A 23,499-nucleotide genomic window follows, 5' to 3' on the forward strand; every position below is an offset into this window, starting at 1 on the left:
ATGAAAAATGACCTGAACAATTACCTGGCAGACAGATCTGCACCTGAACGCTTAAAAGACCAGCCTGTCTGTCAATTGGTAAAGCCCTCGGCGATCAAAAAGATCTTTAAAGCAAGGCAATTGTTCAGTCATAAGGGAACTTATGGGCATGCCCTGATCTTTGCAGGTGCCGAACAGACCATGGGGGCTGCTATTTTAAGCGCTAAAGGATGTCTTTATGCTGGCGCAGGTCTTACAACCCTATCCATACCTGAAAGTGGCTTAACGGCTTTGAATACGTGCCTGCCTGAAATTATGTACCTGGATAGAAAGATTGTAGCTAAAGATTCGGAACTGAAAGTTTATCAGGTCATTGCAATTGGTCCGGGCCTATCCACCGTTAAGGCCAGCCTTGAGCTATTAACCCATTTACTTGAGCAGCAAAAGCCATTGATTATCGATGCCGATGCTTTAAATCTTTTAGCTGCACACCGGGAATGGATTCCTAAAATTCCTTCAGGCAGTATACTCACTCCTCATATGAAGGAGTTTGATCGTCTTTTTGGTGAGCACAATACTTGGTTTGAACGTTTGAATACGGCCGTTAAAAAAGCAAAAGAACTGAATTGTCTGATCCTGCTAAAGAATCAGTACACATTTGTGGTTAACGAACAAGGAAAAATATGGATCAATACAACTGGCAACCCAGCCATGGCCCAGGGTGGAATGGGGGATGTGCTGACCGGGATTCTTGCAGCCTATAGCGCACAAGGGTACAGCAATGAAGAAGCGGCAATATTAGGTTGTTATTTTCATGGGCTCTCGGGAGACAGCTTAGCAGAAAAAGATTTTAATGTCACGGCATCGCAGGTGGCCGAACATTTACCGGAAGTTATTAAAAAAACATTTTTTAGATAGAGACCCCACCCATAACGATCATTTGATTCATGGTCGGACTTACACTTCCACCACGTTTTTCCAAGGTAACAGCAAAGGCCTGCGCACCGCTGATCTCCTTCATGTTGATCAGAATATGCGTGGTATCTGGTTTTACATCAAATACTCCAAGATCAACAGGTTTACCATTCACCAAGGCCCAAAGCTGGTACTGATGGCTCTGATCATTTGCAGGTAAAGCCATTTTAGAATTGTCGACCATAACATGTTTGCCAGTAGTATGCCAATAAACAACCATTTTGGCTGCAGGATCCATTTTTGTACCAGCAAGTTTCACGGTTTTCCAATTTGGATCAGCAGGCATATCTGCCAGTTTTTGCAGGTCTGCCGTATTTTGTTTCATATAGCCCACCGTAGCTGCAAAGCTTTGGTTTTGTCTGTTCAACGCAAGAATTTGATTTTGTGCCTCGCTCAGTTCATGATGTGCAGAATACAAAGCCACCAAACTGACCAGCAATAAAGCAGCACAAGCAGCCAGGGCAATTCTTAAGGATCTGATTCTGGAATCCTTTGCCACTGTAACCAGAGGTGCCTGGATAGGAGCCACAACTGTTTCAGGTGCTGGCATGACAGGGGAAGGTACTTCTTCGGGAGCTTTCAGCGATTCAATGGCAGATAATACCTTTAAATCGAGGCCTTCGGAAGGAAGAACAGCATTGCTCATAGCATAAGTTTCCATCGCAATTTCTATCGCTTCAATCTCTTCTCTGATCTCCGCATACTTTGCAGCCATACCTTCTACTTCCCGTTGCTCTTCAGCCGATAGCTGACCGAGAACGTAAAGTTCAAGTATACCCGATTCTATATATGCTCTAACCTCTTCCACTTTAATTAAAATTCTTTCTTAACTCCATGATCGCCATTCTGATCCGGGTCTTCACCGTTCCCAATGGCAAATCCAATTCCTCTGCCGCTTCAACATGGGTATACCCCCTGAAATAGACCATGTCCAAAACATTTTTAAATTCAGGTTTTAATGCCGTAACCAGATCTTTTAAACCCAGAATATCTGCATTAAAGGTTACTCTTGATTGCGCGTCGATGAAATCTACGTTATTTTCTATATCTTGGTTTTTACTGGTATTTTTAAAGTCTTTAGACCTGACCTTATCTATTGCCAGATTGCGGGCAATATTCATCATCCAGGTAAACAAACGACCTTTTGAAGCATCATACAGCTCTGCAGAATTCCATATTTTCACAAAGGTCTCCTGTAAAAGATCTTCGGCAATTTCCTGTTGCAGGACAATTCTGGAGATAACACCTAGTAATGCTCCTGAATACATATCATAAAGTGCCTGTACAGCAATGGTCTCCCTGCTTTTAAGGGCAAGGACCAAATCTTCTTCAGACAATGATATTTTCTTCGAGGGTGCCAAACGGTTACTAATATAGTTAATCTATAACAAGAAGAAAATATTATTTGTTTTGGAGTTTAAAAACTAAACTCAGAAATCAAATAAGTGTTTTTCTGCGTGATAAGAAGAGCGTACCAGTGGGCCGCTTTCTACATATCTTAAGCCTTTAGCCAAACCAATTTCTTTGTATTTTGCAAATTGATCCGGATGGATCCAGTCTACTACGGGATGGTGATTCTTAGTAGGCTGTAAATATTGGCCAAGGGTTAGGATATGGACTCCATTGGCAACCAGATCATCCATTGCTTCAAAAACATCTTCTTCCGTTTCGCCAAGGCCTAGCATAATGCCTGTTTTTGTTCTGACCCCAAACTCAGATATTCTTTTTAAACACTCCAGACTTCTGTCGTATTTAGCTTGTATCCTTACTTGTCTTGTTAACCTTTTTACGGTTTCCATATTGTGCGAAACAACTTCAGGTCTTTCTTCCAGTACGCGGTACAGGTTATCCCATATCCCCCTGAAATCAGGAATTAAAGTTTCGAGTGTGGTCTCCGGGCTTTCCCTGCGAATGGCTTGTAGGGTTTCCGCCCAAATAATAGAGCCCCCGTCTTTCAGGTCATCGCGATCTACTGAGGTAATTACGCAATGTTTTACCTGCATCAGCTTTACTGAATTTGCTACACGGTTTGGTTCGTCAGTATCCACTGCAAGCGGTCTTCCGGTAGCCACAGCACAGAAAGAGCAGGAGCGGGTACAAATATTGCCCAAAATCATAAAGGTGGCTGTACCTGCACCCCAGCACTCACCCATATTCGGGCAATTGCCACTTTCACAGATGGTATGGAGTTTATGGGTATCAACTAAGCTGCGGACTTGCGCATACTCTTTACCTACAGGTAGCTTAACTCTAAGCCAGTCTGGTTTACGCTGTGTTTGGTTTGCTGAAACAACCGGTAGTTCGATCATGCTACAAAGTTAAGCAATAGGATTGAATTGTTATAAATATGAAATGTTTGTGTGGTGTAATGTTCTGAAATGTCTAAATTTACCCTATGGCAACTTCAAAAATAACTTATAACGGTGGCTTAAGAACCACGTCCGTACATTTACGTTCAGGAAATGAAATCATTACCGATGCACCGGTAGACAATAAAGGAAAAGGGGAGGCCTTCTCTCCAACTGACCTTTTAGCAACTTCTTTAGGAAACTGTATGCTCACCATCGTTGGCATTGCTGCCCAGGAACACGGTTTTAACATAGACGGAGCCACCTGCGAAATCACCAAAATTATGGCGGAGAACCCACGAAGGGTGGCTGAAATTGTGGTAGACTTCCAGTTCCCGGCAAACAACTATTCAGACAAAGACAAGAAGATCATTGAAAGATCTGCTTATACCTGTCCTGTGGCGCAAAGCCTGCACCCTGACCTGAAAAAAACGGTAACCTTTAATTATTAATCACCTCAGCGACCTCTTCGGCCGAAATATCGCCATGAGAAGCATCCAGAATACAATCTCCGTCTTTGATCAGCAGGATCTGCGGAGATTCATGGTGAACCTGGAAAGTTTCAGCTATCTGCGCAGAAATGTCGCGATAGCTGATCAAATCTAAAAAGTAAAGCGCTGTGCCTTCAGGTAAGGCATCCCAATCCATCTCAAACCTTCTCTTGGCCATCATACTCACAGAACATCTGGTACTGTGTTTAAAAATCAGGCTGTAACCGGTTTGTTTTTGTATTTCACTGATCTGAGTACCATCAGTTATATTTGTCCACTGCATCTATATCGTTGTTAAAATCAATAAAAGAAACCTATCCTCTCCTTTTACGGCCTTCCGGATAGGAACTATAAGCCGGGCATACCCGATTGGAACAGGCCTGCAGAACAGCTGTTGCAAAAAGAACACCCAGGAGTAAGATCGCTACTTTCTTCATGTTTTGACAGATTTATTTACTAAGCTACAGCTTTTTGTAAAAATAATCAATTTTAGTTTAAAGGCTATCAGCCAGATGAGCCATCTTTATTGCTGTGATCGCTGCCTCATCGCCCTTATTGCCATGTTTACCGCCAGAGCGATCTATAGCTTGTTGCTGGTCATTTGTAGTCAGCACACCAAAAATCACCGGTTTGGCATGTTTAATTCCAATTTTTGTTAAACCGTTGGCCACTGCATCGCAAATAAAATCAAAATGTTTGGTCTCTCCCTGGATTACACAGCCAAGACAAATTACCGCATCCAGGTGGGGGTGTTTCTTCAACAGGATTTCTGCAGCTCCCGTCAGCTCAAAACTTCCCGGAACTGCTACAGAAAGAATATTTTTTTCTTTGACACCATGTTTTATTAGAGTTTCCAACGCGCCATTGTATAAAGCGCCGGTTACTTCTGCATTCCATTCTGCTACAGCAATAGCAAATTTGTAAGGTTTACCATCAGGAACAGTGGTGTGGGAAAAATCCGAAAGGTTTTTAAGTTGTGTAGCCATAGTACAAAGATAAGGATTGCCCACAAAAAAAGGCCAACCTTTCAGGTTAGCCTTTGTAAAAATAATTTAATCTTTTTGACTTATTTTGCCTGAGCACCTGCGCGGGCAATGTATTCGTCAATCATTGCAGCTTCCTGGCTTGCAGGGTATTCTGTTTTGATCTTGGTATAAGCTTCTTCAGCACCTTTAAAGTCTTTCAATTGTTCATTTACCAGGCCTAATTTTTTCAGGAACATTGGAGAAGTGAATTTGTTGCTGGCTTTATCAGCCGCTTTTTTATAATAAGTTGCTGCTTGTTTGTAGTCTTTCAACTCGCTGTATGCATCACCTAGTAAACCCAGAGCAAGCGGATCTGCCACCGGGCTTCCGGTTTCAGAATATTTACCTAAAGCTTCAGTCGCTTTTTTGTATTCACCTTTACGTAAATAAATACCACCTAAATAAAGATTGGCCAGATTGGCAGATTTTGTATTGGCATATTCATTGGCAATTTGTTCAAAACCTGGATAACCACCATCGCCGTTAATGGCTTTATTGGCTAAAGAATCCACACCTAAATATTGCTCAGCTTTGTACATTTTTGCAGTTGCTTCTTCAGCCCTGCCTTTTAAATATACATTTTGGTACCAGATATAGATACCAATTAATACCACTACTGCACCTGCAATAAATAACAGGCTTTTTGAGTTTTCTTGTACAAAAGAGCCCTTTCTTACAGGGTTGTTGAGTTCTTTTTCTGTTGCGGACATTTTATTTTAAAAAAATTAAGGATTGCAAAAATACATTTTTCGTTCAAAGTATCAACCCCTTTCTTTAGTATTTAATTAAACTTTAATGATTTAACGAAGGTAAACGGTAACTTTGAAGCCATAAACTATGTGGTTAAAAAACATTACCCTATTAAATTTCAAGAATTATACGGATGCCGATCTGCGTTTTTCAAAGTCGGTAAATGCCTTTGTGGGCAATAATGGCGCAGGAAAAACCAATTTGCTCGATGCCATACACTATTTATGTTTGTGTAAAGGTTATTTCAATCCGATTGACAGTCAGCAAATCAAATCGGGAGAAGATTTATTTTTAATACAAGGCGATTTTGACCGGAAGGAGAAGAATGAGAAGATCACTTGCGGCGTAAAGAAAAATCAGAAGAAGCAGTTCAAGAGAAATAAAAAGGAATACGAGAAGCTGGCCGATCATATCGGTCTGTTTCCGGTGGTGATGATTTCTCCCTATGATGTCAACCTGATCATGGATGGGAGTGAAGAACGCAGAAAGTTTATGGACAATGTGATTTCTCAAACAGATTCCAGGTATTTGGATGAGCTGATCACATACAACCGTCATTTGCTGAACAGAAATGCGCTGCTTAAACAAATTGCCCTTACCCGGAAATACGATCCGGCATTGCTGCAGATTTTTGATGAGCAGCTGGTGGCTTCGGGTAATAAGCTTTTTGAGAAGCGTAAAAGTTTCATGACAGAATTTATTCCTTTATTTAATAAGTATTACAGCTTCATTACCGAAGACCAGGAAGAAGTTCATTTATTGTACCAGTCACAATTAAACGAACATCATTTTGAAACCTTATTGCAGCAGGCCGCAGAGAAAGACAAGGTTCTGGAAAGGACTACTGTAGGTATTCATAAAGATGAACTGGTTTTTACCATCGGGGAAATGGCTTTAAAGAAATTTGGGTCGCAAGGGCAGCAAAAGTCTTTTTTGATTGCCCTTAAACTGGCACAATATGCCTACCTGCAAAAATACAGAGGATTTAAACCGCTGTTGTTGCTGGATGATATTTTTGATAAACTGGACGATCACCGCATGAGAAAGCTAATGGAAATGGTTTCCCATCATGATTTCGGTCAGATCTTTATTACCGATACAGGAAAAGAAAGAGTGCTGAATATTTTTAATAGCATTAAAGTTCCCGTAACTTTATTCGACGTAGATAACGGGGCTGTAAAACATGCGTAAACCGAATGATATTACTCTAAAGGAAGGCATCGATAAATTATTGGCTGTCTATAAATTGAAAGGAAAGTTTGATCAAACTTCTGTGGTGGCCTTATGGCCGGAAATTATGGGTAAAGCTATTGCAAACAGGACTACCCAAATCTATGTAAACAATAAAAAGTTATTTGTACGGATCGAGTCCTCGGTCATCAAGAACGATCTTTTAATGGTCAGAACCGGCATTATCCAAAGTATTAATGAACGTACCGGTTCTGAGGTCATCACGGAAATCGTGTTTCTTTAATTCTTTTAGCTCTTTCCGCCGCCGCCAAACACTTTGGAAATTACCCAGATGATCAGGGCAAGTATAATCACGACGATAATCACACCAGTCCATACACCGGTTTTAAAAATGCCTTCTATCACAGAGCAACTGCTTAAGGTGGTCACAAGAAGGGCAACTATTCCAAGAGGAAGATATTTTTTAAGATCCATAAATCATTGTTTTCCTAGATAACAATGATTTATGGAAATGGTTTGAGAAGGATTATTTGCCGTTTATTTTAAGCAACTCTACTTCGAAGATCAGCGTGCTGTATGGCGGGATATCTTGTCCGGCACCGCGTTCTCCGTAAGCCAGGTTGTACGGAATGAAAAATTTGTACTTGGAGCCTGGCTGCATGAGTTGTATCCCTTCTGTCCATCCAGGAATAACACGGTTTAAAGGTAATGCCAATGGTTCATTTCTGTCATAAGAACTGTCAAACTGCTTGCCGCTCAGCAAGGTGCCTTTGTAATGTGCAGTTACGGTGTCTGTCGCAGCAGGATGTACGCCACTGCCTTCTTTGAGTACAATATATTGCAAACCGCTGGCCGTCGTTTTTACACCTGCTGTTTTTTTATTGTTTTCCAGGAATGTTTTTCCTTCTGCAATGATACCGGCATATTTTTTCTTGCTGGCTCCGGCGAAGAGGTTATTAATGGCCGTTTGTGTTTTATCACTTGACAACAGGGGAGTTTTGCCGGTGAAGGTGTCTTTTAGTCCCTGGATAAAAAGTTCGTAGTTTAAAGCGGTTACACCGTTGTTCTTCAGGTTTGTTGCCATACTGGTTCCAAAGGCGTAGCTGGCAGAATCAAGACCGTTTTTGATAGCAGATGCTTTTACAACGGCTTTTTTTACAGGGTGTTTCTTGGTTTGCGCCATTGCAGTGAATGTCGTTAGAGGAAGCAACAGGGCGATAAAGGCTGTTTTCATTATGTGTTTAAATGTTTAAGTGTGTAGCTGGGCTAAGATTTGAAAGCGGAAAGTTATACATTTTTGAAACATAAAGAAAAAGAAGAGAAATAAGCTTGGTGAAAAAATCAATGTACTCTTCTGAGACTACGCTTTCTGCGCGCCGCTGCGCGGACTGCTTCGAAAGCTGAGGTCTCTTCAGAGTAACATTGATTTTTTTTCCGGGTGCTTAACCGGGAGGAGAGGCCAGACATGGAGCAGAGGGATAGTTTAGGTGTGGTCTGAGGGATGGGCATAAAAAAAGCACCCTTATGAGGTGCTTTTTTTATAAGTTGTTTCGTGTATTGCTTAGAAACGTTCGTCTGCTGTAAAGAAGAAATCGCCTTCAATCTGAGCATTCTCATCAGAGTCTGAACCATGAACAGCGTTTGCATCAATTGATTTTGCATATTTCTGACGGATAGTACCTTCAGCTGCTTCTGCAGGATTAGTTGCGCCGATCAATTTTCTGAAATCTTCAATTGCATTGTCTTTTTCAAGGATCGCAGCAACAATAGGACCTGAAGACATGAATTCAACAAGATCCTTGTAGAAAGGACGCTCTTTGTGAACTTCGTAAAATTTACCTGCAGTCTCAGGAGTTAATTTAGTATACTTTAATGCAATGATTTTGAAACCTGCAGAAGTGATGTCGTTGATGATTGCTCCGATATGTCCGTTAGCAACAGCATCAGGCTTGATCATTGTAAAAGTTCTGTTTGTAGCCATTTTTGTTTTAATTTTTTTGCAAAATTACGTTTTATACTGGTAATATTAAAGCTTGAAATATAAAGGCATTCATTTCTTCATTAAATTGTTAGCTTTGCAGCGAAATATATGTTATCTCTTTCAGAACTAAAATCTTTGCTGGCAACGCCGCAGAAAATTGTAATTACGACGCATCATAAGCCAGATGGCGATGCAATGGGCTCGTCTCTGGGTTTGTATGCTTACCTTATCCAGAAAGGGCACCACGTTAAGGTAATTACACCGACAGATTATCCATACTTTCTGCATTGGCTTCCTAATAACTCAGATGTTATTATATATACAGAGCAAAAGGAACAATCAGAACTTCATGTAGCAGAAGCTTCTTTGATCTTTTGCCTGGACTTTAATACCCTGAGCAGGATCAACGAACTTGGAGAAGTGATCCGGGCTTCGGAAGCTTATAAGATCATGATCGATCACCACCTGGAACCGGAGGATTTCGACGATTACCGGTGCTGGAACATCAATGCCTGTGCAGCTGCGCAACTGGTTTATGAATTTATTGTGCACGAACTTGAGGATGGCGCATTCATGTCTAAAGACATTGCAACTTGTCTTTATACTGGGATCATGACAGATTCAGGCTCTTTCCGCTTTCCTTCGGCAACTTCGGAAGTGTACAGGATAGGCGCAGATCTGATCGATGCAGGAGCAGAACACTGGAGAATTCACCAGCTGGTATACGATAATGCTACTGAAAACCGTTTACGCTTTTTAGGACATTGCTTAACCAACAAACTGGAGATTTTAAGGGAGTTCAATACAGCTATCATTACAGTTACTGCCGAAGAACTTAAAAAATATAATATTGTTACCGGAGATACCGAAGGGATTGTAAATTACGCATTGTCTGTAAACGGCATCAGGCTGGCTGCTTTCATTATAGAAAGAACTGACCGTGTTAAACTTTCTTTACGTTCTACCGGAGATTTTCCAGCCAATGAGATCTGTAAAAAATATTTCAACGGCGGTGGGCACAGAAATGCAGCTGGTGGTGCTTCTGATGAGAGTTTAACAGATACTGTAGAGAAGTTTAAATCTATTTTGACAGAGTATAAAACACAGTTACTACAATAAAAGCAACGGCAGGGCCCTCTTGAGAGCAGCTGAAATAAAAATAAATAAACGAAAACGGCGGAGCCCTCTTGAGGACCGCTGAGATCAAATAAACAAAACGATAAAACGGCAAAACCCTCTTGAGAACCGCTGAAATAAAAATAAATAAACGAAAACGGCGAAGCCCTCTTGAGGACCGCTGAGATCAAATAAACAAAACGATAAAAAAATAAAACGACAAAAAACGCAATGAAAAAAACTTTAGTACTTCTTTTTGCAGCTACGCTTGGTTTAGCTGCTTGTAATAACTACAAAAAAGGACCGGGTGGTTTAATGTACATGATACATAAATCAGAAGGAAAAGAAAAAATCAAAGAAGGTGATATCATTAAATTGAACTTTATTCAAAAAAATGAAAAAGATTCAGTGATGGCGAATACCTATGATCTTGAGCAACCTCAAATCTTCCCTGTAGGTAAAAAACAATATGCAGGTGATATGAACGATGTATTGTACCTTTTTGGTGAAGGTGACAGTGCAACTTTCAAATTGGATTTAGATACGATGGCTAAACACTCAGGTCAGCCAAAACCAGCTAACCTGAAAAATGATAAATACCTGGTATTTACCGTTAAAATTGAGAAAGTATTACACAAAGATCCAAAAGAAGCAGATTCTACTTTCCAGAACAAAGCCAAAGATTTCTTCCAGAAGGACTATAAGGCAACAGTTGAAAGACACAAAACATCTGAAGAAGGAAAAATCAAGAAATTTATTGCAGACAATAACCTGAAAGTACAAACTACAGCTTCTGGTTTGCAATATGTGATCACCACTCCTGGAAGCGCACAAAAACCAGTAGTTGGCGATACCATCATGGTGAACTACACAGGTAAACTGACCACCAAAAAATCAAACGGAAAAGACAACGTATTTGATACCAGCGATGCTAAAATTGCCAAAGAAACCGGTAAATTTAATCCAATGGCTCAGTACGGTCCACGTGCATTTGCATTAGGAAGAGCAATCCCTGGTTTTGACGAAGGTTTGCAACTGATCGGTAAAGGTGGTAAAGCTACTTTCATTATCCCTTCTAAATTAGCTTATGGCGAGAACGGTATGCCTCAGGGTGGTATTAGTCCTTATACTCCATTGGTATTTGAAGTAGAACTGACAGACATTAAAAAACCTTCAGCGGTTACTGTGCCAGCTCCGCCAGCACCAGTAAACCCAGCTGTAGCTACACCAGCTCCAGTTAAAAAATAATCAGGCTTTCGCCTTCGGGCTATAACCCATTGCCCTGTCTATTGTATAGACAGGGCTTTTTTATTTTGTATCTTTGCGCCATGCTTTTAACCGATACCCATACCCATCTTTATTACGAAAGAGACCAGCACAAGCAAAGCGAACTCCTGCAACGCTGTTTTGATCAGGGCATACAGCGCCTGTTTCTGCCTAATGTAGATGTCGCTTCCATTGCGATGATCAATGAACTGGTAGAGCGTTACCCGGAAAATTGTTTTGCTATGGCAGGGCTTCATCCCTGTGATGTAAAAGAAAACTTTGAAACTGTACTGGAAGAGATCTATACCAGTATAGCCGGCCGGAAGATCTATGCTATAGGAGAGATCGGTATTGACCTTTATTGGGATAAAACCACACTGGGTATCCAGCAAAAAGCATTTAAAGAACAGATCAAATGGGCCAAAGCGTTGGACTTGCCTATCGTCATCCACTGCAGGGAAGCTTTTGATGAAGTTTTTGAAGTGCTGGAAGAAGAAAAAGACGATAAGCTCCGTGGCATTCTGCACTGCTTCACAGGAAATCTGGATCAGGCCCTCAAAGCCATTGAACTTGGTTTTTACCTCGGAATAGGCGGCGTAGTGACCTATAAGAAAGCCGGCCTGGATGAAGTACTAAAATTTGTTCCTCTGGAGCATATCGTTCTGGAAACCGATTCACCTTACCTTGCCCCGGTGCCATTCAGAGGCAAGCCAAATGAAAGCAGCTACCTGATTTATGTAGCCAGGAAGCTGTCGGAAATCTACGGTATTTCTGTTGATGAAATAGCTGATATTACTACACTTAATTCCAGAAAGATTTTTTTAGTTTAGCAGTCAATGACTAAACTACTTATTATTTATACTGGCGGAACTATTGGCATGGTCAATAATCCGCAGACTGGTGCGCTTATACCTTTTGATTTTGAGCAGATCCAGCAAAATGTTCCCGAGATGGTTCGCCTAAACTACCAGCTCGATGTGCATTCTTTTGATCCGATTCTGGACTCCTCCAACATGCATCCGGACATCTGGGCCAAACTTGCCCGGATCATTGAGAACAAGTACGCCCAATACGATGGTTTTGTGATCCTTCATGGTTCAGACACAATGGCCTTTACCGCGTCGGCTCTGAGCTTTATGCTGGAGAACCTGGCCAAACCCGTTGTGCTGACTGGATCTCAGTTGCCTATCGGAGAGATCAGAACCGATGCCAAGGAAAACCTCATCACCGCCCTTGAAATTGCTGCCACCAAAAAGCAAGGTAGAGCCATGGTGCCAGAAGTTTGCATCTATTTTGACTACCAGTTGTTGAGGGGTAACCGGGCCATCAAATACAACTCCGAAAAATTTGAAGCCTTCCGGACGCCTAATTATCCAAAACTTGCAGAGGCAGGCGTGCATTTAACCTTCTACAAGAACTATATTCAGCAGCAACCAAAGGAAGCTTTTAAGGTTCATGCAGATTTTAATGCCAATATCGGGGTCATTAAATTATACCCGGGTATCACCCCTCAGGCGGTGCAGGCCGTTACCCAATCCTCTGTCAACGCCATTGTACTGGAAACCTTCGGCTCTGGAAATACCACTACAGCCCAATGGTTTATCGATAGCTTGCAGGAAGCTGTAGATGCAGGGAAGGTCATCGTAGACATTACGCAATGCCAGGTAGGTTCGGTAGAACTTGGTAAATATGAAACCAGTAAAAAGCTGCAACAAATGGGCGTGGTTAGTGGTTACGACATGACCTTTGAAGCCGCAGTGACCAAATTGATGTACCTGATGGGCCTTGGTTTACCAATGACAGAAATCACCAAACTCATGGAGCAATCCCTTCGCGGAGAGCTCACTGTATAAGTAAAACTTCTGTAAATTCGTTTCAGATGTCAGTGTTCCTGAATAATAAGCCGTATTTTTATAGCTTATTATTCAGATGCTATGAAGATAGAGCAAATTTATACCGGATGTCTGGCAGAGGCCGCCTATTATATTGAAAGTAATGGGGAAGCCGCGATCATTGATCCCCTCAGAGAGGTAGAATCTTACCTGAAAAAGGCAAAGAAGGATGGCGCGGTCATCAAGTATATCTTCGAAACTCATTTTCATGCAGATTTTGTTTCCGGCCATATTGACCTGGCCGAAAAATCAGGGGCAACGATAATTTATGGCCCCACCGCCAAAACTTCTTTCCCGGCACATATTGCTGCCGATGGAGAAGAGTTCAAAATAGGTGAACTCACGATACAAACCCTGCATACCCCAGGTCATACCCCAGAATCAACCACCTATCTGCTCAAAGACAAATCAGGAAAACCCTATTGTATATTTTCCGGAGATACCTTGTTCATTGGTGATGTAGGTCGTCCGGACCTGGCACAGCAAGGCGATATGACCATGGAAGATATGGCAAGTACTTTATATGATTCACTGCACAGTAAAATCCTGAACCTTCCCGATGAGGTGCTGGTTTACCCGGCCCATGGCGCGGGTTCTGCCTGTGGTAAGAACATGAGCAAGGAAACATTTGATACTTTAGGACATCAGAAAGAAGTCAATTACGCTCTAAAAGCGACAAGCCGCGAACAATTCATCAAAGAAGTCACCGACGGCATTTTACCGCCGCCACAATACTTTGCAAAAAATGCTTCCATGAACAAACATGGCTACGAAAGTGTAGACCAGGTTTTTGAGAAAGGCTTAAACCCGCTCAGTCCCGAAGCGTTTGAAGCATTGGCCAATCAAACAGGAGCCTTATTGCTCGATACCAGAGATCCGCAGGTTTTTGCCAAAGGATTTATCCCTTCCTCTGTGAATATTGGCTTAAACGGCCAGTTTGCCCCATGGGTAGGTGCTTTGATCACCGACTTGCAGCAGCCTTTGCTGTTGATCGTAGAAGAAGGAAAAGAAGAAGAAGCCCTGACCCGTTTGGCCAGGGTAGGTTATGACAATACCATTGGCTATCTTCAAGGTGGTATTGGATCCTGGACGGCAGCAGGTAAAGATACCGATACCATTACCTCTATTTCGGCCGAAGCCTTCGAAGATATCCTGACCCAGCGACCTGAAATTCATGTCCTGGATGTGCGCAAGCCAGGAGAGTACGAAGCAGAGCACCTGGAATCCACTTTAACCCGGCCGCTGGATTATATCAATGAATGGACCAGTGAAATCCGTCCGGACGAAACCTATTATATCCATTGTGCCGGTGGTTACCGGTCTATGATCGCAGCCTCTATTTTAAAAGCCCGAGGAATAGATCAGGTGATCGATATTGCTGGTGGCTATGGGGCAATTAAACAGACAGGTCTTAAAAGGACAGATTTTGCCTGCCCTTCTAAAGCCATGAAAGCTTAATCTGTTCATTGATGAACGAATACGATGTATTAATTATTGGTGCCGGGCCAATCGGGTTGGCCTGCGGCATAGAAGCTAAAGAAGCGGGATTGAGTTATGTGATCGTGGATAAAGGCGCACTGGTGAACAGTCTGTATAATTATCCGGTTTTTATGACCTTCTTTTCCACTTCCCAGCGACTGGAAATTGGCGGTGTTCCTTTTGTAAGTATTAATGCCCGACCCAACCGCAATGAAGCAGTGGAATACTATCGCCGTGTAACGGAAAAATTTTCTTTGAACATTCATTTGTTTGAACCCGTTAAAGGAGTAAGAAAGCAGGAAGACGGCTCTTTCTTTGTCGACACGACTAAGGCAATATACCGAACAAAATATGTCGTGATTGCTACCGGTTTCTACGATGCCCCGGTGATGATGAATATTCCCGGAGAGGAGCTTCCAAAAGTGACCCATTATTATAAGGACCCGCATTTGTATGCATTTCAAGATGTCGTAGTGGTTGGGGCGAACAACTCTGCCATTGATGCTGCGCTCGAAGCCTACCGAAAGGGGGCAAGGGTTACACTCGTGATCCGTAAAGGAGAGATTGGTTCTTATGTGAAATATTGGGTGCGCCCGGATATTGAGAACAGAATCAAGGAAGGTGAAATCAAGGTCTATTATCATTCGGAATTGCTGTCTGTTGAGGAAAATTCCGTAAAAATCAGAACGGAAGAAGGGGTTTTGGACATAAAGAACGATTGGGTGATTGCCATGACTGGTTATAAACCGGATGCTGATATGCTGAAAAGATTAGGCGTACTGTTGGAAGAAAGACAGGGAGGCGTTCCGGCATATAACCCTGATACAATGGAAACTAACCTTCCCGGCTTATATGTTGCAGGTGTAGTTTGCGGCGGACTGGATACCCATAAATGGTTCATAGAAAACTCAAGAGTACATGCAGAGCAGATTTTTGCCCATATTAGAGGAATTTAATTTATGTTTGTGGACAACATTTTTGAACCTGCATGCCGGGAATAGATCAGATTAAAGAACCCATAGCTGCCGATATTACGGTTTTTGAGGAGAAGTTTAAAGCTTCCATGCACAGTGATGCCCCGTTACTGGACCGGATAACGCATTATATCGTTAAAAGGAAAGGGAAACAGATCCGTCCAATGTTCGTTTTCTTTGCTGCCAAATTATGCGGTGGTATTGTCGAATCCACGCATCGCGGCGCTGCACTGGTAGAGCTCCTGCATACGGCCACTCTGGTCCATGATGACGTCGTAGACAACGCCTACGAGCGAAGAGGCTTTTTCTCTATTAATGCCTTGTGGAAAAACAAAATTGCCGTATTGGTCGGCGATTATCTCCTGGCCAAAGGGCTCCTGCTCTCGGTCAATAACAATGAATTCCGCTTACTTCAAATCGTTTCAGAAGCCGTAAAGCAAATGAGCGAGGGTGAACTGCTCCAGATCGAAAAGGTGCGGCGTATGGACATCAGTGAGGCTTTATACTTTGACGTGATCCGTCAGAAAACAGCTTCTTTAATTGCTTCCTGCTGCGCCTGTGGTGCTGCATCTGCCGGAGCCAGCGATGAAGTAATAGAAAAGATGCGTCTTTTTGGGGAAAAGGTGGGTATTGCCTTTCAGATCAAAGACGATACTTTTGATTTTGGAACCGATGACGTAGGCAAACCTATAGGTATAGACATTAAAGAAAAGAAAGTTACCCTTCCGCTGATCTATGCGCTGAACCGTTCGGACAAAGCGGAGAAGAAACGCATCATCAACCTGGTTAAAAATCATCAGGACGATCCGGTAAAGATCCAGGAGATCATTGATTTTGTGAACGGGAAAGAAGGGGTCCGCTATGCCAATGAAAAAATGGAAGAATACCAGAAGGAAGCTTTTGATATTCTACACAGTTTTGAACCTGGCGATGCCAGGACAGGCCTGGAGCAACTGGTCCGTTATACTACGGAGCGTAAAAAATAATTTTTTGCCCCATTCAGTCTCCGCCTAAAATCTTAATTCATAAAAATTTGATCTATGAAATATTTGTTTAGTTTATTGCTCCTATGCAGTTGTATCCCTGTTTTTGCGCAGGATCATTTTTCCAGTACTTTTTCTGCCATCAATGCCGAAGTTCAAAGTCATTCTAAAGCTTATTCCAATCTTAAATGGGCTACTGAAACCATTGGGCACCGTTTAACCGGTTCGGCCAATGGCGCAAAAGCAGAAACATACGCTTATAACCTGCTAAAATCTTACGGATATGAAGTGAAATATCAGCCTTTTGAAGTGGAAAGCTGGAGCAGACTCAGCAATGAAACAACCATAGGAAACAGTCCCGGTCAATTGCAAAAAGTTTCTTCTGTTGCCCTGGCACACTCCCCGGTCAAAGCCGATGTAAAAGCAGAACTGGTGGATATGGGCAATGGACTGGAAGCCGACTATCAGCAGGCAGCGGATAAAATCAAAGGAAAAATTGCCCTGGTTTATCTTGGTGTTCTTCCTGGATCTCCTGCCGGAACAGCCTCTCTGCACCGCTCAGAAAAAACCGCTATTGCGACCAAATATGGTGCAGTTGGAATTATTATGATCAACACGGTAAAAAATAATGTGCTTTTAACTGGTACAGCATCCGTTACCGGGAAGCTGATCCCGATTCCTGCCGTTTGCATTGGCCTGGAGGACGGGATGAAAGTAAAAGAGAGCCTGAAAACACAAGCTCGGTTTGCCCGTTTAAACATGACCAATTTCTCTGGAATGATCAAAGCCCGCAATGTGGTGGCCAGTTTAAAAGGAAGCAGTCTGCCAGCAGAAAAGATTGTGGTAGGTGGGCACCTGGACAGCTGGGACCTGGCTACAGGTGCTATTGATAATGGGATCGGTTCTTTTGCTGTAATCGACATGGCCCGCACATTTAAAGCACTCCAGTTGAAAACCAAACGGACTGTAGAGTTTGTATTGTTTATGGGAGAGGAAGAGGGGCTCCTGGGTTCTAAAGCTTATGTAGCCGATGCCTTGAAAACCAATACACTGAGCCACGTGAGGTTTATGCTGAACTACGATATGGTCAATGATCCTAAGGGCTTTTTGAGCAGCAGAAAGGAAATGAAAGACCTGTTCACCTCATGGGGGAGTGATATTATTAAACTGGATACTGGTTTCCGGAATTCATTCCTGGCGGAAGCTGGTCTGCATAGTGATCACGAACCCTTTATGTTAATGGGGATTCCTGTAGGCGGCGGTTTTGGCGGAGAGTTGCCCAACCAATCCGGGCAATTTTACCATTCAAATGGCGATGTATTCAGTTTGGTGGATGAACAGGGACTGAAAAACACCGTGCGCTATAGTGCTATGCTGGCTTATGCACTGGCCAATACGCCGGTGATTCCTGTTGCCCGTCAATCTGATGAGGCACTGAAAGCTTTTTTAAAGGAGAATAACCTCGAGCTTCCGCTAAAGATTGCTGGCGAATGGAAGTGGAAAGACTAAGATAGAGGATGTGGTTAGATAGAACGTTTTACGCTCTATTTAACCTCAATTTCGCCCAAATATTGATTGGTGGAACTGATCTGAAATTGCTCCGAGAAAAAACTGATGTAGCAATGTACACGATGCCCGCTGAATTTTTCAGGAAGAACAATCCGAACAATCTCTTCTTCGCGGCTTCCAGCCTCCAGGAGTGTTGAGAATTGCATTTCTACCGGATCATACACCACCAGGGTAACCAGATCATCTGCGGCACTCATCGGTGAAAAATTACTGTTGATCCAGCTGAAATCTAAAGCGTTGCTGACCACAGAAGCAGCCTCTGGCAGGGATGCCCCATGAAGATCTCCTTTGCTGAACAATAAATTTGGAAAGTCTATCCTGAGGTCAGGGCAAGTTCCTGTAATTGCATGTTTGAGGTTGTAAGAAAGCGCCCCGTTCATGGGCGTCGCCTGCGTGAAATTTTGGAAACTGCGTTTGATAATCTCGTCAGTACCCAACAGGAAGCCTCTTAATAAAATCATCTTGGCGCGTTGCCCTAATTGAGGTATCGAGGCGCTTTTGTTACTCGTCGTTGGTAAACTTCGCATATAGTCTATTCCGTGCCAGCTTGCCCCAACTACAGTGCCCACCTTTCCCGAGAAGGGTCCCATAATCCCTTTTTTTATTCTACCCATTTTTTAATTTAAATTTATAATTGGTTTATAATTAGTAATATACGGAATATTTCTCTTTTGTAGAAATATTTATACTTATACAATGGAGAATAGTATACCTTATAGTAGAATAATTGCAGATCTGTCTAGTCCTGGTTAATGGCTGAGCCTCACATGATGCACACATTAGACACACTTTCTTCACAAAAAGGTACCTGTTTGTGTGTTAATTGTGACGGAAGTGTGTACAAGGTGTGAAGAAGTCTTTTTCTTGTGAAGAACCAGACTTATCCCAGCATCATCCATTTGTTCTTGGTTTCTGAAAATTATATCACATTATTTTTTATTGCCAGGTAACTTTTCTATTATATTTACCTCTAAATAAGTAAATAGCAAACCGGGGGATGAAGAAGACGCATGCATAATATCAATATAAAGGAACTGGCCAGGGCACTGAACCTGTCTACTTCCACAGTTTCAAGAGCGTTTAGAGACAACAGTGATATCAGCAAAGAGACGAAACAAAGGATACTAGCGAAGGCCAAAGAACTTAACTATCAGCCCAACCACTATGCGAGTAACCTCCGGGAGCAGCGCAGCAAAACAATTGCGGTTATTGTGCCCGAACTTGCCAATAACTTTTTTTCACAGGCCATTCATGGAATAGAACGTATTGCGAGGGAGAAGGGCTATCATATCCTGATCTATGCCACAGAGGATGAGTATGAGAAAGAGGTTTCTTTTATCCACCACTTGCACAACGGCCGTGCAGATGGGATTATTATGTCAGTATCCGGTGAGGCCAATGACCATACTTATTTGAACGAACTGGCACAAAAACGCTTGCCTCTGGTCTTTTTTGACCGTGTTTACGAAGATATTGTAACCCCCCGCGTCATCACCAACGATTACGACAGTAGTTTTTCTGCTGCGGAACACCTGATCAAACAGGGCTGTTCCAGAATTGCCTACCTGGTGATCAATAAAAACCTCTCCATAGGAAAGACCAGAATGCAGGGGTATATTGATGCATTAGAGAAGTATAATGTCCCTTTTGATGATCGCCTGATTGTAGACTGCAGCAACAGTTATAAAAAAAACAATACCATTTTAAAGAAAATGCTGAAGGAGCTGAAGCCTGATGGGGTGTTTACTTCGGTAGAGCGTTTGGCCTTTGCGACTTATTATGCCTGTTATGACCTGGAGATCAGAATTCCTGATGACCTAAAAGTAATTGGTTTTTCAAGCCTGGAGATTGCGCCCTTACTCAATCCATCCTTAACCACGATTACCCAGCCAGCTACCGAAATAGGGGTAGAAGCCGCCATGCTTTTGTTCAAAATGCTGGAGTCTCCGGACTCAGTAGATATCAATAAAAAAGTGGTACTGGATTCTAAATTGATCAAGCGAAAATCGACCGAAAAAAAGGCTTAAAAATGAGGTTTTTTTAGCCCTGAAAATCACCACTTATTGTTAAGTTTTTTTGATGTTTTTGTTAAAACGCGCAGAATTCTGTGTTTTTTATGTTGACCATTTTTGTTTAATCGTCAGTATTTTCGGGAACGTTCCCGGTATCGTTCCCGAAAATACCATCAAAAACATCTTAGTGTATCAGATACACTTAAAATCTTGATTTTTGTTTGTAATTAATTGATAATCAATGTTGAAAATATATAGTGTGTATTTTTTAATTAAATTGACTTGCAAATATTTTTGGTTTTTTGAAGCTGTTTTTAGTATAAAATATGGTGCTGGAAAAAAATAAAATATAAAATTTTGAATTATCGTTGCCAAATGTAAATTTACCCTAAGTGTTATACACTCTGATTGTTAACCAAATATTTACACTTAAAAACGAGTTCAGAATATGAAAGTTTTTTACCTCCTTAAGCCTTGTTTACTCCTGCTAATTGTCTTGTCAACTTTCGCAGCAAAGGCACAAACCAGCTCCTTAGCTGGAAGAGTATTGGATGAGACGGGGCTACCTCTTCCCGGCGCATCTGTTCAGATCAAAAGTTTGGGCAAAAGTACAGTAACTGATGCCGCAGGGAAGTTCCGTTTAACAGGGCTTTCTAATGGCTCGTTTGAGGTAACCGTGAGCTATATCGGTTATACACCAACGCTGCGAACGGTTTCTGTGTCTGGAAATACCACTTCAGATTTTTCAGTAAAGCCAGATGCACAAAACCTGAATGAGGTGGTGGTGATTGGTTATGGTACAGCAGAAAAGAAAAATCTTACCGGTTCTATTACAACGGTGAGTTCGAAAGATTTCCAGAAAGGGGCAATTACCACACCTGAACAATTGATCCAGGGTAAAGTGGCTGGAGTGAACATCATCACCAATAGTGGTGCACCGGGTGTCGGTAGCCAGATCCGTATTCGTGGAGGTGCTTCGCTGAATGCCAGTAATGATCCTTTAATTGTTATTGACGGAGTGCCTTTCAGTGGCAATAACATTGATAATGCGCCGAATCCCTTGTCACTAATCAACCCGAACGATATTGAGACCTTCACTGTTTTGAAAGATGCGAATGCAACTGCTATTTACGGTTCCAGGGCCTCAAACGGGGTAATCTTGATCACAACTAAAAAAGGTGGTTCTGGCGATCCGGTTATCAATTTCAGTACCAGCAATTCTTATGCAACAGTAGCTAAAAAAGTGAATGTTTTATCTGCAGATCAGATCAGAAGTTTTGTGAATTCCAATCCAAATGCACAGTATGATGCTGGGAAGACCTTTGTCTCTCTATTAGGAAAAGCGAATACCGATTGGCAGAACGAAATTTTTAGAAATACTTTTTCTACAGATAATAACCTGAGCATGTCGGGTAATTTTCACGGTGTACCTTATCGCGTTTCAGGGGGCTACCTCGATCAGCAAGGTTTATTGATTACGGATAAATTTACTCGCGCAACAGGAGGAATTACCATTTCTCCAAAATTTTTCACTGATCACTTAAAAATTGACTTGAATCTAAAAGGGGCATTAACAGAATCACATTTTGCAAATGCTGATGCTATTGGAGCTGCACTTCAGTTTGATCCAACCCAGGTGGTTAATACCCCAAATAGCTTTGGGAATTATTTTGAATGGTTAAGAAGTGATGGAAGTTTAAATCCTAATGCACCGCGCAATCCTGTTTCCCTAATCAGGTTAAAGGATAATAATGGAAAAGCTCAGAGGAGCTTTGGTAATGCAAAGTTTGATTATTCCTTTCACTTTTTGCCGGAGTTACATGCTAATTTGAACTTAGGCTATGATGTGTCTAAAGGCTCAGGAAGTATCTATATCCCACAATATGCAGGTCAGAGTGCGCCAATATTTGGTTCTGTAACTCAGTCTTTGAATACATCAAGCAATAAAGTTTCTGAGTTTTATTTGAATTATGCCAAAGATGTGGAAAGTATCCGGAGTCGCTTTGACGCAACGGCAGGTTATGGTTATTATGATAACTCAAAAACTACTTATAATTATAACGAATATAATGCTTTAGGCGGTTTACGAACAACACCAAAATTTCCATATTTTGTAGACAGGAACAAATTATTGTCTTATTACGGAAGATTGGTTTATACACTTGCCGACAAGTATATTCTTTCTGGTACGATGCGTGCAGATGCTTCTTCAAAATTCTCTGAAAATAACAGATGGGGCTATTTCCCTTCAGTTGGTCTTACCTGGAAAATCAATGGGGAAAATTTCTTGAAAGATAGCAAAGCTGTATCGGACTTGAAATTGAGATTAAGTTATGGTAAAACCGGAAATAAAGACGGTGTACCAGGAAAGACTGACGCAGAGACCATTGGTGATTATAGTTATCTGGCTAAATATTATGCAAATAGTACAACTGGTCAGTACCAGATTGGAGATACTTTTTACGATTATTATGCGCCTTCGGCCTATGATCCGGATTTAAGATGGGAAACGACTTCAACATATAATGCTGGTCTGGATTATGGCTTTTTGCAAGGCAGGATATATGGAACAATAGATGTTTACTATAAAAAAACAAAAGACCTTTTAAGTACAGTAAACATTTCGGTAGGAACAAATTTCAACAATACCCTTCTCACTAATGTGGGTAATATGGATGTAAGAGGTGCAGAGTTCAGTTTAAACTTTGCCGCTATAAAAACAGATAATATCCGTTGGGATTTTGGTTTTAATGCAGCATATAACAAAAGAAAAATAACGAATTTAACTTTGAATCCTGATCCTGCAAGTAAAGTGGGTGCCGGTGATATTACAGGGGGAACCGGTGTAACCATAAAATACAATGCTGTTAACCAGGTGCCTGGTGCGTTTTTTGTATACAAACAAGTATATGATGGCAATGGAAAACCTTTAGAAGGTGTCTATCAGGACTTAAATAGTGATGGTGTGATCAATTCCAGTGATCAGTATTTCTATAAATCACCCGATCCTAAAGTTATTTTGGGTTTCAATACCGCCTTTAGTTATAAAAAATGGACTTTAAGTACAGTTCTTAGATCTAATATAGGTAATTATGTTTATGATAACATTTCTTCGAATTTCGGAGTAAGAAGCAATATTATGAGCCCTGCTGGTGTGATCAATAACGCTGGTGCAGATTTCCTGAATACAGGTTTTACCAATAATAGCAATACATTTCTAAGCGACTATTATGTCAAAAATGCTTCGTTCCTGAAAATGGATAATCTGGGGCTGGCTTACGATGCTGGAAAAATATTCAGAAACAGGAATACTACGCTACGTATAAGTGCAAACTGCCAAAATGTGTTTGTAGTTTCCAAATATAAAGGGGTAGACCCTGAGCTAACGGATGGTATAGATTATAAACTGTACCCTAGGCCGAGAACATATACTTTAGGTTTAAATGTTGGTTTTTAATTCAAGATAGA

The 23,499-nt window shown here is 41.7% G+C and carries 25 protein-coding genes; 14 read left to right on the forward strand and 11 right to left on the reverse strand.

Annotation, left to right across the window (positions count from 1 at the left end; translation table 11 throughout):
• Complete coding sequence (locus R2S08_RS14365; protein ID WP_316835826.1) at positions 1–897, forward strand: NAD(P)H-hydrate dehydratase; 897 nt, start codon at positions 1–3, stop codon at positions 895–897.
• On the opposite strand, the gene R2S08_RS14370 is transcribed toward R2S08_RS14365, so the two are convergent.
• The 3 genes from R2S08_RS14370 to lipA form a co-directional block, all read right to left on the reverse strand.
• Positions 890–1,762 (reverse strand): anti-sigma factor, encoded by an 873-nt coding sequence (locus R2S08_RS14370; RefSeq protein ID WP_316835827.1) that lies wholly within the window; start codon positions 1,760–1,762, stop codon positions 890–892. The two genes, R2S08_RS14365 and R2S08_RS14370, sit on opposite strands and share 8 nt — an antisense overlap.
• A gap of 1 nt (position 1,763) precedes the next feature.
• On the reverse strand, positions 1,764–2,315 hold the full coding sequence (locus tag R2S08_RS14375) for an RNA polymerase sigma factor (protein WP_316835828.1): 552 nt from the start codon (positions 2,313–2,315) through the stop codon (positions 1,764–1,766).
• A 69-nt stretch (positions 2,316–2,384) separates the two neighbouring features.
• Entirely contained in the window at positions 2,385–3,263 is an 879-nt protein-coding gene (gene lipA, locus R2S08_RS14380; RefSeq protein WP_108556015.1) for a lipoyl synthase, read from the reverse strand.
• Between the two features lie 86 nt (positions 3,264–3,349).
• Here lipA and R2S08_RS14385 point away from each other — a divergent pair, with 86 nt between their 5' ends.
• Entirely contained in the window at positions 3,350–3,754 is a 405-nt protein-coding gene (locus tag R2S08_RS14385) for an OsmC family protein (protein WP_316835829.1), read from the forward strand.
• Here the strand turns inward: R2S08_RS14385 and ytxJ are convergent.
• The 4 genes from ytxJ to R2S08_RS14405 form a co-directional block, all read right to left on the reverse strand.
• The gene (gene ytxJ / locus R2S08_RS14390; RefSeq protein ID WP_108556013.1) at positions 3,744–4,076 is read right to left on the reverse strand and encodes a bacillithiol system redox-active protein YtxJ; all 333 of its coding nucleotides are present in this window, start codon (positions 4,074–4,076) and stop codon (positions 3,744–3,746) included. The two genes, R2S08_RS14385 and ytxJ, sit on opposite strands and share 11 nt — an antisense overlap.
• Positions 4,077–4,107: 31 nt before the next feature.
• Positions 4,108–4,230, reverse strand: a complete 123-nt coding sequence (locus R2S08_RS14395; RefSeq protein WP_255542896.1) for a hypothetical protein — start codon at positions 4,228–4,230, stop codon at positions 4,108–4,110.
• A gap of 57 nt (positions 4,231–4,287) precedes the next feature.
• Positions 4,288–4,779 (reverse strand): 6,7-dimethyl-8-ribityllumazine synthase, encoded by a 492-nt coding sequence (gene ribH / locus R2S08_RS14400; RefSeq protein WP_316835830.1) that lies wholly within the window; start codon positions 4,777–4,779, stop codon positions 4,288–4,290.
• Between the two features lie 80 nt (positions 4,780–4,859).
• The gene (locus tag R2S08_RS14405; protein WP_133783265.1) at positions 4,860–5,528 is read right to left on the reverse strand and encodes a tetratricopeptide repeat protein; all 669 of its coding nucleotides are present in this window, start codon (positions 5,526–5,528) and stop codon (positions 4,860–4,862) included.
• A gap of 127 nt (positions 5,529–5,655) precedes the next feature.
• On the opposite strand from R2S08_RS14405, the gene recF reads away from it, so the two are divergent.
• Together recF and R2S08_RS14415 are read left to right on the forward strand one after the other, a co-directional pair.
• Positions 5,656–6,759 (forward strand): DNA replication/repair protein RecF, encoded by a 1,104-nt coding sequence (gene recF, locus R2S08_RS14410; RefSeq protein WP_133783263.1) that lies wholly within the window; start codon positions 5,656–5,658, stop codon positions 6,757–6,759.
• A complete protein-coding gene (locus R2S08_RS14415) occupies positions 6,752–7,042 on the forward strand; it encodes a DUF721 domain-containing protein (RefSeq protein WP_108553164.1) in 291 nt (96 codons plus the stop codon). Before recF ends, R2S08_RS14415 begins: the two co-directional genes overlap by 8 nt.
• Positions 7,043–7,047: 5 nt before the next feature.
• Here the strand turns inward: R2S08_RS14415 and R2S08_RS14420 are convergent, their stop codons facing one another.
• The 3 genes from R2S08_RS14420 to R2S08_RS14430 all read right to left on the reverse strand — a co-directional run bounded on the left by R2S08_RS14420 (position 7,048) and on the right by R2S08_RS14430 (position 8,740).
• The gene (locus R2S08_RS14420) at positions 7,048–7,233 is read right to left on the reverse strand and encodes a hypothetical protein (protein WP_316835831.1); all 186 of its coding nucleotides are present in this window, start codon (positions 7,231–7,233) and stop codon (positions 7,048–7,050) included.
• 52 nt (positions 7,234–7,285) lie between these two features.
• Positions 7,286–7,993, reverse strand: coding sequence for an FKBP-type peptidyl-prolyl cis-trans isomerase (locus R2S08_RS14425; RefSeq protein ID WP_316835832.1), 708 nt, complete (start codon positions 7,991–7,993; stop codon positions 7,286–7,288).
• A gap of 327 nt (positions 7,994–8,320) precedes the next feature.
• Entirely contained in the window at positions 8,321–8,740 is a 420-nt protein-coding gene (locus R2S08_RS14430) for a nucleoside-diphosphate kinase (protein ID WP_108553167.1), read from the reverse strand.
• A 108-nt stretch (positions 8,741–8,848) separates the two neighbouring features.
• Here R2S08_RS14430 and R2S08_RS14435 point away from each other — a divergent pair, with 108 nt between their 5' ends.
• The 8 genes from R2S08_RS14435 (at position 8,849) to R2S08_RS14470 (ending at position 17,959) form a co-directional block, all read left to right on the forward strand.
• Entirely contained in the window at positions 8,849–9,859 is a 1,011-nt protein-coding gene (locus R2S08_RS14435; RefSeq protein WP_199078687.1) for a DHH family phosphoesterase, read from the forward strand.
• Positions 9,860–10,087: 228 nt separating this feature from the next.
• Positions 10,088–11,104, forward strand: coding sequence for an FKBP-type peptidyl-prolyl cis-trans isomerase (locus R2S08_RS14440; RefSeq protein WP_316835833.1), 1,017 nt, complete (start codon positions 10,088–10,090; stop codon positions 11,102–11,104).
• Positions 11,105–11,184: 80 nt separating this feature from the next.
• Positions 11,185–11,952: a TatD family hydrolase gene (locus tag R2S08_RS14445; RefSeq protein WP_316835834.1), complete on the forward strand. Its 768-nt coding sequence runs from the start codon at positions 11,185–11,187 to the stop codon at positions 11,950–11,952.
• 6 nt (positions 11,953–11,958) lie between these two features.
• Complete coding sequence (locus R2S08_RS14450; protein ID WP_316835835.1) at positions 11,959–12,975, forward strand: type I asparaginase; 1,017 nt, start codon at positions 11,959–11,961, stop codon at positions 12,973–12,975.
• A gap of 81 nt (positions 12,976–13,056) precedes the next feature.
• Positions 13,057–14,472, forward strand: a complete 1,416-nt coding sequence (locus R2S08_RS14455) for an MBL fold metallo-hydrolase (protein ID WP_316835836.1) — start codon at positions 13,057–13,059, stop codon at positions 14,470–14,472.
• Between the two features lie 11 nt (positions 14,473–14,483).
• A complete protein-coding gene (locus R2S08_RS14460; protein ID WP_316835837.1) occupies positions 14,484–15,449 on the forward strand; it encodes a YpdA family putative bacillithiol disulfide reductase in 966 nt (321 codons plus the stop codon).
• A 32-nt stretch (positions 15,450–15,481) separates the two neighbouring features.
• Entirely contained in the window at positions 15,482–16,453 is a 972-nt protein-coding gene (locus tag R2S08_RS14465; protein ID WP_133783244.1) for a polyprenyl synthetase family protein, read from the forward strand.
• Between the two features lie 54 nt (positions 16,454–16,507).
• Positions 16,508–17,959 carry a M28 family peptidase gene (locus R2S08_RS14470; protein WP_316835838.1) on the forward strand — a complete coding sequence of 484 codons (1,452 nt, stop codon included), beginning with the start codon at positions 16,508–16,510 and terminating at the stop codon, positions 17,957–17,959.
• Between the two features lie 35 nt (positions 17,960–17,994).
• Here the strand turns inward: R2S08_RS14470 and R2S08_RS14475 are convergent, their stop codons facing one another.
• Complete coding sequence (locus tag R2S08_RS14475; protein WP_316835839.1) at positions 17,995–18,609, reverse strand: DUF6266 family protein; 615 nt, start codon at positions 18,607–18,609, stop codon at positions 17,995–17,997.
• Positions 18,610–19,029: 420 nt separating this feature from the next.
• Between R2S08_RS14475 and R2S08_RS14480 the strand changes: the two genes are divergently transcribed.
• Together R2S08_RS14480 and R2S08_RS14485 are read left to right on the forward strand one after the other, a co-directional pair.
• Positions 19,030–20,046, forward strand: a complete 1,017-nt coding sequence (locus tag R2S08_RS14480) for a LacI family DNA-binding transcriptional regulator (protein ID WP_316835840.1) — start codon at positions 19,030–19,032, stop codon at positions 20,044–20,046.
• Between the two features lie 433 nt (positions 20,047–20,479).
• Positions 20,480–23,488, forward strand: a complete 3,009-nt coding sequence (locus R2S08_RS14485; protein WP_316835841.1) for a SusC/RagA family TonB-linked outer membrane protein — start codon at positions 20,480–20,482, stop codon at positions 23,486–23,488.
• Positions 23,489–23,499: the final 11 nt, after the last annotated feature.

Origin of the sequence: Pedobacter nutrimenti (assembly GCF_032678445.1) — a bacterium.
Classification (GTDB): domain Bacteria; phylum Bacteroidota; class Bacteroidia; order Sphingobacteriales; family Sphingobacteriaceae; genus Pedobacter; species Pedobacter nutrimenti_A.

Bases quoted from the DNA above. Each gene is read 5' to 3' on its own strand.
- R2S08_RS14365 (WP_316835826.1), top strand. From the start codon at position 1: ATGAAAAATGACCTGAACAATTACCTGGCAGACAGATCTGCACCTGAA.
- lipA (WP_108556015.1), bottom strand. From the start codon at position 3,263: ATGATCGAACTACCGGTTGTTTCAGCAAACCAAACACAGCGTAAACCA.
- R2S08_RS14385 (WP_316835829.1), top strand. From the start codon at position 3,350: ATGGCAACTTCAAAAATAACTTATAACGGTGGCTTAAGAACCACGTCC.
- ytxJ (WP_108556013.1), bottom strand. From the start codon at position 4,076: ATGCAGTGGACAAATATAACTGATGGTACTCAGATCAGTGAAATACAA.
- R2S08_RS14395 (WP_255542896.1), bottom strand. From the start codon at position 4,230: ATGAAGAAAGTAGCGATCTTACTCCTGGGTGTTCTTTTTGCAACAGCT.
- ribH (WP_316835830.1), bottom strand. From the start codon at position 4,779: ATGGCTACACAACTTAAAAACCTTTCGGATTTTTCCCACACCACTGTT.
- R2S08_RS14405 (WP_133783265.1), bottom strand. From the start codon at position 5,528: ATGTCCGCAACAGAAAAAGAACTCAACAACCCTGTAAGAAAGGGCTCT.
- recF (WP_133783263.1), top strand. From the start codon at position 5,656: ATGTGGTTAAAAAACATTACCCTATTAAATTTCAAGAATTATACGGAT.
- R2S08_RS14415 (WP_108553164.1), top strand. From the start codon at position 6,752: ATGCGTAAACCGAATGATATTACTCTAAAGGAAGGCATCGATAAATTA.
- R2S08_RS14420 (WP_316835831.1), bottom strand. From the start codon at position 7,233: ATGGATCTTAAAAAATATCTTCCTCTTGGAATAGTTGCCCTTCTTGTG.
- R2S08_RS14425 (WP_316835832.1), bottom strand. From the start codon at position 7,993: ATGAAAACAGCCTTTATCGCCCTGTTGCTTCCTCTAACGACATTCACT.
- R2S08_RS14430 (WP_108553167.1), bottom strand. From the start codon at position 8,740: ATGGCTACAAACAGAACTTTTACAATGATCAAGCCTGATGCTGTTGCT.
- R2S08_RS14435 (WP_199078687.1), top strand. From the start codon at position 8,849: ATGTTATCTCTTTCAGAACTAAAATCTTTGCTGGCAACGCCGCAGAAA.
- R2S08_RS14440 (WP_316835833.1), top strand. From the start codon at position 10,088: ATGAAAAAAACTTTAGTACTTCTTTTTGCAGCTACGCTTGGTTTAGCT.
- R2S08_RS14445 (WP_316835834.1), top strand. From the start codon at position 11,185: ATGCTTTTAACCGATACCCATACCCATCTTTATTACGAAAGAGACCAG.
- R2S08_RS14450 (WP_316835835.1), top strand. From the start codon at position 11,959: ATGACTAAACTACTTATTATTTATACTGGCGGAACTATTGGCATGGTC.
- R2S08_RS14455 (WP_316835836.1), top strand. From the start codon at position 13,057: ATGAAGATAGAGCAAATTTATACCGGATGTCTGGCAGAGGCCGCCTAT.
- R2S08_RS14460 (WP_316835837.1), top strand. From the start codon at position 14,484: ATGAACGAATACGATGTATTAATTATTGGTGCCGGGCCAATCGGGTTG.
- R2S08_RS14465 (WP_133783244.1), top strand. From the start codon at position 15,482: ATGCCGGGAATAGATCAGATTAAAGAACCCATAGCTGCCGATATTACG.
- R2S08_RS14470 (WP_316835838.1), top strand. From the start codon at position 16,508: ATGAAATATTTGTTTAGTTTATTGCTCCTATGCAGTTGTATCCCTGTT.
- R2S08_RS14475 (WP_316835839.1), bottom strand. From the start codon at position 18,609: ATGGGACCCTTCTCGGGAAAGGTGGGCACTGTAGTTGGGGCAAGCTGG.
- R2S08_RS14480 (WP_316835840.1), top strand. From the start codon at position 19,030: ATGCATAATATCAATATAAAGGAACTGGCCAGGGCACTGAACCTGTCT.
- R2S08_RS14485 (WP_316835841.1), top strand. From the start codon at position 20,480: ATGAAAGTTTTTTACCTCCTTAAGCCTTGTTTACTCCTGCTAATTGTC.